The organism is Streptomyces polygonati, assembly GCF_042650325.1.
In the GTDB taxonomy this organism is placed as follows: Bacteria; Actinomycetota; Actinomycetes; order Streptomycetales; family Streptomycetaceae; genus Actinacidiphila; species Actinacidiphila polygonati.
In genome coordinates this window covers 1-982 of the sequence record NZ_JBHSBB010000060.1, presented here as the reverse complement: position 1 = coordinate 982, position 982 = coordinate 1, and the positions used below count along the sequence as shown (strand labels likewise).

Here is a 982-nt window from a genome sequence, read left to right as displayed (position 1 = left end):
GAGGTGGAGTCCGGCCTCGTAGCTTTCGGGTGCCTTGTCGTAGCGGGTGGCCAGGCCGCGCCAGGTCTTGATCTTCTGGAAGCAGCGTTCGACGGTGTTGCGCTGTTTGTAGCGTTCCGGGTCGTAGGTGACCGGCCGCCCGCCGGCTGAGCCCTTCTTCTTCCGGTTGGCCTGCTGGTCGGTCTTCTCCGGGATCACTGCGGTGATCTGGCGGCGGCGTAAGTAGGCCCGGTTGGCTCTGGAGGAATAGGCCCTGTCCGCGGCCACGGCGCCGGGTCGGGTGCGGGGGCGGCCGACGGGCCCGGGGATGCGGATCTTGTCCAGCACGGTCTGGAACTGCGGGCAGTCCGCGGCCTGTCCGGGAGTGAGCACGAACGACAGGGGCAGTCCCGTGGCGTCGACCGCGGCGTGGATCTTGCTGCTCAGTCCGCCTCGGGACCGGCCGAGTCCGGCGGTATCCGCCCTGGTCCTGCGGCGCCCCCGCGTGGTGGCACGATCCTCCTGCGGCGTCGTACCTGCCCTGCCCGTGCCGGCAGCGGCCGTCGCCCCATCACCCGCAGCACCGGAGGCTGCCCGGGAAGCGGAGCCCCCTTTTCCTCGGTCAGTGCCTGCTCCAGGGCATCCAGGGTCTCTCCCGCCACCGCGAGCCCCGCTGACTCCTGGTGAGCCCGCACGATCGTGGAGTCCACACTGACCAGCTCCAGGCCGACCTGCCCCCGGGCTGCGGCTTCGGCGATCAACGCGTCCATGAGGCCCTGGAAAACCCCTGTCCTGACCCAGCTGTTGAACCGGGAGTAGACCGTTGACCAGGGCCCGTACCGCTCGGGAACATCACGCCAGCCACTGCCGGTGCGAAACCGCCACAGCACCCCGTTGAACTGGTCCCGCACCCGCCGCGGCAACGGCCCGGTGGCCGCCACCGGCAAAAGCGGCTCGATCAGAGCCCACTCGGCATCCGTCACGTCAAAACGCGCCACGACCG

The 982-nt window shown here is 70.1% G+C and carries 1 pseudogene; it reads right to left on the bottom strand.

The features are described 5' to 3' along the window. Positions 1 to 977, bottom strand: a pseudogene (locus ACFO3J_RS35910) (IS5 family transposase); the annotation flags it as partial. Positions 978 to 982: the final 5 nt, after the last annotated feature.